Below are 7,533 nucleotides of genomic sequence, written 5' to 3' on the forward strand. Positions count from 1 at the left end.
GGCGGTGACGGTCCATTCGAAACCGAGCGGATTGCCGATGGCGATCGCGATCTGGCCGCGGCGCAGGCGCTTGGAATCGCCGAGCGGCGCGACATCGGCGAAACTGCCGTCGGCGCGCACCAGCGCGATGTCGGTATCGGGATCGCGGCCAAGCACATGGCCTTCGCGCGAGGCGCCGTCCGGCATGGTCACGCGCACGGCGCGGGCATCGCCGACGACATGGAAATTGGTGACGACCAACCCGTCCTGCGCGATCACGAAGCCCGAACCGTGACCGCCGGCGCCGATGCGCTCGATGCGGCACACGGCCGGGCCGATACGGTCGACAGCATCGGCAACGGATGCCGAGTATGCGTCGAGCAAAGTGTCATCGGATGGAAGTTTTTCGGCTGCGAAAGCCATGGGCGTGTTCCCTCGTACAATGATGACTATATGTGCGGAGCGGTCGCGATTGCCGCGACCTGACCACATGGCCAGTCCGGCCGGCGACTAGCCGTCAGGCGAGTATCCCCGGCGGCGTTCCGGAGCGATATCTGGGTCACAGAACCCAGGAGACAGTCTTATGAGCGACTTCAATCTCAGTGCCTTTTCCGACGCCATCGCCGATGTCGCGGCCACCGCCGCCCCCGCGCTGGCGAGCTTCGTCACGCACCATCACCGCACCGCGAGCGCCTTCCACTGGCGCGATGGCTACTTCGTCACCGCCGAGGAGGTGGTCGAAGCCGGCGAAGAGATCGAACTGACGCTGGCCTCCGGCGAAAGCATGAAGGCGGAGCTTGTCGGCCGCGACCCGTCGACGGGCGTTGCCCTGCTGAAGCCGGCTTCCGCCGCTGCCGGTTTGCCGCAACTCGCCCAGGCCGGCGCCGTGCGGCCCGGCAATCTGGCGATCGCTGCCGGCAACAGCGATGGCGCCGCGCTCGCCGTGTTCGGCACGGTCGGCGAGGTCGGGCCGGCCTGGCGCTCGATGCGTGGCGGCACGATCGACCGGCGCATCAATCTCGCCATCAACACCGGCGGCCGCTTCGAGGGCGGGCCGGTGCTCGACGCCAAGGGCGGGCTGATCGGCATGCTGTTGTTCGGGCCGCGCCGGCGGGCGCTGGTCATGCCTTACGAAACGATCGAGCGGGCGGTGGCGACGCTGCGCGAAAAGGGTCATGTCGCGCGCGGCTATCTCGGCGCCGGGCTGCACCCGATCCGCAATGGCGACACCAAAGGCGCCATGGTGATGAGCCTCGACGACAACGGTCCGGCCAAGGCCGCCGGCCTGCATGTCGGCGACATCGTCGTCGCCTGGAACGGCGAGGCCGTGCACGGACCGCGCGAGCTGATCCGCAAGCTCGGGCCGGACAGCGCCGGTACCACCGTGACGCTCGGCGTTTCGAGCGGCGGTGCCGAGCGCGACGTTTCGATCACCATTGGCGAGAAGCCGCTGAGCTGAGAGGATCGATGGTAAGCAGCGCGGCGCAGACGATTGCGAGACCGGAGCCGGCAACTCACCGGCTGACGGTGTTGATCGCGCTCGGCGACGCTGGGCGCGCCGAGCAGCTTGCCGATGTGCTGGCCGCGAGCGACGATCTGGCGCCGGCCTTGGCTGGAAGCGGCGTCGGCCAGATGGCGGATGTCGCCATCGCCGATGAGGCCGGCCTGGAAAGCCGGGTCGTCAGTTCGGCCACGCCCATCGTCCTGCTTTCGCGGCGTGCGGGCAGCGAGCGGATGGCCGACAATGTGCTGGCCGTGCTGCCTGCCTTCGCCGATGGCCTGCTGATCGCCGCCGCGGCGCGACTGGCGGCGTCAGGCTACCGCGTCGGCAAGGCGCCGCCGTTGGAGATCGCGCATGGCGATTTCCACGATGACGAGCTTGCCAGGGAAGAGACGCCTGACGACAACCAGGCCCGCCCGGCCCTGTCGCCGCGCGAGGCGGAAGTGCTGTCGCTGCTGGCCGAAGGCGCGCCGAACAAGGTGATCGCCCGGCGGCTCAACATTTCGGTGCACACGGCGAAGTTCCACGTCGCCGCCATCCTGATCAAGCTCGGCGCCGCCAACCGGACGGACGCGATCGCGATCGCGATGCGGCAGGGGCTGGTGCTGGTCTAGCTCTCTGCCGCACGACGCAGCGTAATCTCCGATTGGCTCCTTGGGTCTTGCGCCATGGCTGTGCGCCGCGCAAGTTGCCTCCAGATCGAAGAGGGAGGCGAAGGATGTCGCTCAACGGAAAGACGCTGTTCATCTCGGGCGGGTCGCGCGGCATCGGGCTGGCGATCGCGCTCAGGGCGGCGCGCGACGGCGCCAATGTGACGATCGCGGCCAAGACCGCCGAGCCGCATCCGAAGCTGCCGGGCACGATCTACACGGCGGCCGAGGAGATCGAGCAGGCCGGCGGCAAGGCGCTGCCGGTGCTCTGCGACATCCGCGACGAGGCGCAGGTCGCCGATGCGGTGGCGAAAACCGTCGAGCGGTTCGGCGGCATCGACATCTGCGTCAACAATGCCAGCGCCATCCAGCTCACCGGCACGCTGGAGACCGACATGAAGCGCTACGACCTGATGCACCAGATCAACACGCGCGGCACCTTCCTGGTTTCCAAAATGTGCATTCCGCACCTGAAGTTGGCCCAGAACCCTCACATCCTGAATCTGGCGCCGCCGCTCGACATGAAGGCCAAGTGGTTCAAGAACCACGTCGCCTACACGATGGCGAAGTTCGGCATGTCGATGTGTACGCTCGGCATGAGCGCCGAGTTCGCCAAGGAGGGCATCGCGGTGAACTCGCTGTGGCCGATCTCGACCATCGACACGGCGGCGGTGCGCAACCTTCTGGGCGGCGCGACGGTGGCGGCGATGAGCCGCTCGCCCGACATCATGGCCGATGCCGCGCATGCGATCTTCCTGCGACCGTCGCGCGAGGCGACCGGCAACTTCTACATCGACGAGGAGGTGCTGCGCGCCGAAGGCGTCACGGATTTCTCGATCTACGCACCGGGCGCAGCCGATCAGCTCGCGGGAGACTTCTTCGTTCCAGACGAGGTGTTTGCGAACTCGCAGACCAAGGTCAAAAGAATCTACTGACGGGCTTCGGCGGTCTATTCCGCTGGCGCCTCGGCCTTCTTGCCTTTCGCCAGCGCCATCACCCGGTCGATATAGGCCAGCATCAGCGCCGAAAAGACAAAAGCCAGATGCATGATGGTCAGCCACATCAGCTGCTCCGCCGTGTAGGAAGCGTGGTTGAGGAAGACCTGCAGCAGGTGGATCGAGGAGATCGCTACGATGGTCGAGGCGACCTTGACCTTCAGCGAGCCGACATCGATCGTGCCCAGCCAGTGGACCTCGCCGTCCTGCTCGTCGAAGCGGCTGACGAAATTCTCGTAGCCCGAGATGATCACCATCACCACCAGCGAGGCGACCAGCGCGGCGTCGATCAGGCCGAGCATCTTCAGGATGGTGTCGGTGTCGCCGAGCGTGAAGGCGCTGATCACAAACTCGTAAAGCTTCTTGCCGAAGGACAAGGCATATGTCGCGAGCGCCACGCCGAGCCCGAGATAGAAGGCGACCAGCAGCCAGCGCGAGGCGAGGATGACGGATTCGATGGCGAGTTCGAGACGCTTCATGAAGGGTTCCGGTCGAGTTGCGATAGAGGTTATTTCGGCCAGACAGGCCCGGTTTTCAAGACAAAAAACCCCGCCGGGGAGGGGACCCGGCGGGGCTCAGTATGTCCCGCTGGAGTCGGGACAGGGCAGGGAACGCCCTGTAGGGATCTGGGTGTCGCAATGCGGCAATTCAATGAGTTAGCTCCAGTCGATAGGACAAATCTTCTTGAGCCGGGAAAGGAAAAGGCCCGTCCGGCGCGGACGGGCCTTCACCTCAAGCGCTGATTCCAGAAATCCGATCAGGATCTTGAAATCCAACGCTCATTGCTGGTCGCTGTTGCTCGCCACCGGCGCCACCAACGAGGTGATACGGCGGATGGCGACGCGCCGGTTCTCGCGGTTCGGCCCGGGCGTGTTCACCTTGAGATACTCCTCGCCATAGCCCTGCGTGGTGAGGTTCTCGGCCGGGATGCCGAAGGCGTTGGTCAGCGCCTCGGCGACCGCCTCGGCACGGCGGTCCGACAGAGCGAGGTTCGCATCCGGCGTGCCGACGGCGTCGGTGTGGCCTTCGATCAGGAAGGTCTCGGCCGGGTTCTTCTTGAGCAGTTTTTCCATGGCGCTGGCGACGCCATCGAGCTTCTGCACCTCGGCGTCGGAGATCGTGGCCGAGCCGAAGTCGAAGTTCAGCGTGTCGAGATCGATGCGCCGGGCGATATCGCGCACGCGGGCCGACCGCTTCACCTCGTCGATCGAGTAGAGACGCTGCACCCTCTCCACCGGCGGCTGCTCGAGGAAGGTGTAGTAGTCGTCGTCGCTTTCGACATCCTCGGAATCGAGAATGTAGTCCCGGCGGGGCATGTCGAGCCGCATCGGCGGCAGGTCGTCGCCGGGATCGCGCCACTCGTCGACATCGTTGTAATAACGCTCGTCGACATAGCTCAGCACATATTCGCGCCCGTCCGGCGTAATGCGCGAACGCCTGACGACATCGCCATTGCGGTTGCGGATGGTGACGATCCTGACGCCGTTGTCGCGCTCCACGATTTCGCGGGTTCGGCCGCCCGAAAGATCCTCGTAGTAGACGTCTCTGGCGCCACGCGTGATGCGAGGTGCCTCATTGCTCTCCACGAATGTCTGGTTGTTGAACTGGAGGATCACGCGGTCTCCGAGCTGCTTGACCACATCAGCACCCTGCGGCCGCCGGCGTTCGCGGACAACGTCCTGCGGCGTCAGGTCGACGCGCTTGCCCTTTTCCTCGGTGACGGGAGCGATCTTTTCAGGCTGGATCGCCTGCTGCGCCGTCTTGTCGTCGGTGGGTGGCGGGCCCTGATCGACCGGGGCAGGCTGCTGCGCCTGTTGGCCACCCTGCTGTCCGGCCTGATTGGCGTTGCGGCCATTGCCGGCCTGGCCATTTTCGGTTTGAGCGCCACCGGTCTGGGCGCCACCGGTCTGGGCACCGCCGTTCTGGCCGCCGCGACGCTTGCGGAAGGCATCCTTCTGGCTGTCCAGAACCGGCGCCTCGTTCGGGTTGGCGGTTTCGCCCTGTGCGGCATTGCCGCCGTTGGCCGGTTCGTTGTTGTTCGCTGGCTGATTGCCGGTGACCGGCTGCTGCTCGCCGGTGGCGGGCTGGCCGGTCTTGGTTTGCTCGCCGGTCGCGGGCTGCTCACCGTTTGCCGGCTGTTCGGCAGCCGGTTTCTTGCCGCGCTTCTTCTTGTCCTGGGCCTGTTCGCCCTGGACCGGCTGCTCGCCATTCTGCAGCGGTTCGGCCTGCGGCACAGGTTCACCTGCCGGCGCCGGCTTTTTGGCCGGCTCGTTGGTCTGCGTCTGCTCGGCAGGGGCGGTCTCGCCCTGCTGGTTCTGCTTGTGCTTCTTCCTGAGCTGATTGCCGCCTTGCTGGTTGTCATTGGCGGGAGCGGTCTGTTCAGCCGGGGCGACCTGCTCGCCGGCCTGACCGGCGGGTTCGCCCTGCTGCTGATCGCGTTTGCGCTTCTTGCGGCCCTGGTTGCCTTGCTGGTCGCCCTGTAGCTGGTCTGTTGCGGCCGGCGCGGCCTGCTCAGCAGGCTGTTCGGCCGGCGCGGCTTCTTTCTGCTGGTTGCGCTTCTTCTTGCGCGGCTGCTGCTCGTCGGTCGCGGGCTGGCCACCCTGGTCGGCGGGCGCGGCCTCGGTCTGCTGCAACTGGTCGCGTTTCTTGCGCGGCTTGAATTGCTGCTCGGCCGGGGCAGCTTCCCCGGATTGGCCATTGTCCATCTGCTGCTGCTCTTGCCGCTTCCGGCGCGGCTTCTGCTCGGACTCGGCAGGTGCCGCTTGTTCGGTAGCCGGCGCCGACTCGCTTTGCTGCTGCTGTTCGCGCTTCCTTTTGCGCGGCTGCTCGGCTCCGCCCTGTGCGCATTCCTCGGCCGACTGGCCTTCGGCGCAAGCGGCCTGGGCCAGCACGAGCGGCGCGCCGTGCAGGCTGCCGGAAGCGACACCCCCCTGCAGCGGGTACGCGCCCAACGGCGCGGACGCCATAAGCAGGCCGATTGCCGTGCCCGCCAGAATCCGTGGTTGGCGTTTCATATCAATTTTCTCCTAGTGGGGTCCCATCCCTGCCCAAACTTTCGTCAACCGCAATTGGTTCCGCCAGGCATTGGCGCCAACCAAGGATGCCTGGCCGGCCTTTTGAAGGCAATTTCGTGTTTTTCTAATGTTGATACTGGGTCGCTCGTCACCCCGGCGCTTGACCGAAAGGCCGCGGAGGGCCAAATCCAGCAAAATGACCGCGCCATTCTGGAAAACGAAGACGCTTGAGGCGATGACCCCGGCCGAATGGGAATCGCTATGCGATGGTTGCGGCAAATGCTGCCTGTCGAAGCTCGAGGACGAGCATACAGGCGAGATCTTCTGGACAAGCGTCGGCTGCAGGCTGTTCGATGCGCAGAACTGCCGTTGCTCCGACTATGCCAATCGCCTGGCGCGGGTGCCTGATTGCGTCGGCCTGACGCCGCAGAATGTGCGCACCATCACCTGGCTGCCAAAAACCTGCGCCTACCGGCTCATCGCCGAGGGCCATGATCTCTACTGGTGGCACAGGCTCGTTTCGGGAAGCGCTGCGACCGTGCACGAAGCCGGCATTTCGATCCAGGGCCGCGTGAAGGCCAAGGAAACCGATCTGGCCGAGCCAGACGACTACTTTGATTATATACTGGACGACGAACCCTGACGGGCTCGCGCCTTGATGACGAACCGTAACCGGCTCGCAACGCATATTGATGACAAACGCTGAAGGGTCCCGTGTTTAAGGACGAACCATGATGGGGGGATTCACGTTCAGGCACCACGAGCGGCGAACCCTGGCAGGTTCGCGCTTGAGGGCGGACCTATCAGGTCCGCGTTTGGCACCAAGGGCGACGAACCCTGACGGGTTCGCGCTTACATGAACCGGACATGAATGGCCGGTTCGCGGAAAATTCAGACGCAAAAAGGCATTTTCCAATCATCGGTTCTACGGGCGACAGCCCACAACAAGGAGAGAAGACGATGTTCAACACGATCAGGACGGCAGCCCTTTCGGCCCTTGTCGGACTTGGTGCTTTCGCCGCCATTCCGGCGCATGCGGACAGCCTCTATCTCGGTTTCGGGGACAGGCACGACCCGCGTTTCGGCATCTACGCCGGCGATGACAACGGTTATCGCCGCGACTGGCGCCGCGACCGCGACCGTGACTGGCGCGGCTGCTCGCCGGAACGCGCCCTCGACAAGGCCGAGCGCATGGGTCTGCATCGCGCCCGCATCGTCGACATCAGCCGCCGTACCGTGAAGGTTGCCGGCCGCCAGTATGGCGACCGCGTGGTGGTGGTGTTCGCCAACGAGCGCGGCTGCCCGATCATCTATCGCTGAGGCTGAAAGGGCGACCCTCCGCGAGGATCGCCTGTGCGGACGATCCCCTGCGGGATCGCCTATGAGATATGATC

8 protein-coding genes are annotated in these 7,533 nt (G+C 65.3%); 5 read left to right on the forward strand and 3 right to left on the reverse strand.

The annotated features are described in order from the left end of the window. Positions 1-402, reverse strand: a 402-nt coding sequence (locus EOD07_RS15295; RefSeq protein WP_206519472.1) for a trypsin-like peptidase domain-containing protein, incomplete at its 3' end; no start/stop codon positions are given. Positions 403-562: 160 nt separating this feature from the next. Here EOD07_RS15295 and EOD07_RS15300 point away from each other — a divergent pair. The 3 genes from EOD07_RS15300 to EOD07_RS15310 all read left to right on the forward strand — a co-directional run bounded on the left by EOD07_RS15300 (position 563) and on the right by EOD07_RS15310 (position 3,065). Continuing rightward, positions 563-1,438, forward strand: a complete 876-nt coding sequence (locus tag EOD07_RS15300) for a S1C family serine protease (RefSeq protein WP_127236067.1) — start codon at positions 563-565, stop codon at positions 1,436-1,438. Between the two features lie 8 nt (positions 1,439-1,446). Then, entirely contained in the window at positions 1,447-2,094 is a 648-nt protein-coding gene (locus EOD07_RS15305; RefSeq protein WP_127236068.1) for a helix-turn-helix transcriptional regulator, read from the forward strand. A gap of 104 nt (positions 2,095-2,198) precedes the next feature. Continuing rightward, positions 2,199-3,065 carry an NAD(P)-dependent oxidoreductase gene (locus tag EOD07_RS15310; RefSeq protein WP_127236069.1) on the forward strand — a complete coding sequence of 289 codons (867 nt, stop codon included), beginning with the start codon at positions 2,199-2,201 and terminating at the stop codon, positions 3,063-3,065. Between the two features lie 14 nt (positions 3,066-3,079). Here EOD07_RS15310 and EOD07_RS15315 read toward each other — a convergent pair whose 3' ends face one another. Next, positions 3,080-3,604: a TIGR00645 family protein gene (locus EOD07_RS15315; RefSeq protein WP_127236070.1), complete on the reverse strand. Its 525-nt coding sequence runs from the start codon at positions 3,602-3,604 to the stop codon at positions 3,080-3,082. A gap of 300 nt (positions 3,605-3,904) precedes the next feature. After that, positions 3,905-6,139 carry an OmpA family protein gene (locus tag EOD07_RS15320; RefSeq protein WP_127236071.1) on the reverse strand — a complete coding sequence of 745 codons (2,235 nt, stop codon included), beginning with the start codon at positions 6,137-6,139 and terminating at the stop codon, positions 3,905-3,907. Positions 6,140-6,335: 196 nt separating this feature from the next. Here EOD07_RS15320 and EOD07_RS15325 point away from each other — a divergent pair, with 196 nt between their 5' ends. Then, on the forward strand, positions 6,336-6,782 hold the full coding sequence (locus EOD07_RS15325) for a YcgN family cysteine cluster protein (protein ID WP_127236072.1): 447 nt from the start codon (positions 6,336-6,338) through the stop codon (positions 6,780-6,782). 317 nt (positions 6,783-7,099) lie between these two features. Next, positions 7,100-7,459, forward strand: a complete 360-nt coding sequence (locus EOD07_RS15330; RefSeq protein WP_127236073.1) for a hypothetical protein — start codon at positions 7,100-7,102, stop codon at positions 7,457-7,459. Positions 7,460-7,533: the final 74 nt, after the last annotated feature.

It is taken from the genome of Mesorhizobium sp. M2C.T.Ca.TU.002.02.1.1, assembly GCF_003997225.1.

What these genes read in the sequence shown, in the direction of transcription:
- EOD07_RS15300 (WP_127236067.1), top strand. Translation starts at nt 563, where the DNA reads ATGAGCGACTTCAATCTCAGTGCCTTTTCCGACGCCATCGCCGATGTC.
- EOD07_RS15305 (WP_127236068.1), top strand. Translation starts at nt 1,447, where the DNA reads ATGGTAAGCAGCGCGGCGCAGACGATTGCGAGACCGGAGCCGGCAACT.
- EOD07_RS15310 (WP_127236069.1), top strand. Translation starts at nt 2,199, where the DNA reads ATGTCGCTCAACGGAAAGACGCTGTTCATCTCGGGCGGGTCGCGCGGC.
- EOD07_RS15315 (WP_127236070.1), bottom strand. Translation starts at nt 3,604, where the DNA reads ATGAAGCGTCTCGAACTCGCCATCGAATCCGTCATCCTCGCCTCGCGC.
- EOD07_RS15320 (WP_127236071.1), bottom strand. Translation starts at nt 6,139, where the DNA reads ATGAAACGCCAACCACGGATTCTGGCGGGCACGGCAATCGGCCTGCTT.
- EOD07_RS15325 (WP_127236072.1), top strand. Translation starts at nt 6,336, where the DNA reads ATGACCGCGCCATTCTGGAAAACGAAGACGCTTGAGGCGATGACCCCG.
- EOD07_RS15330 (WP_127236073.1), top strand. Translation starts at nt 7,100, where the DNA reads ATGTTCAACACGATCAGGACGGCAGCCCTTTCGGCCCTTGTCGGACTT.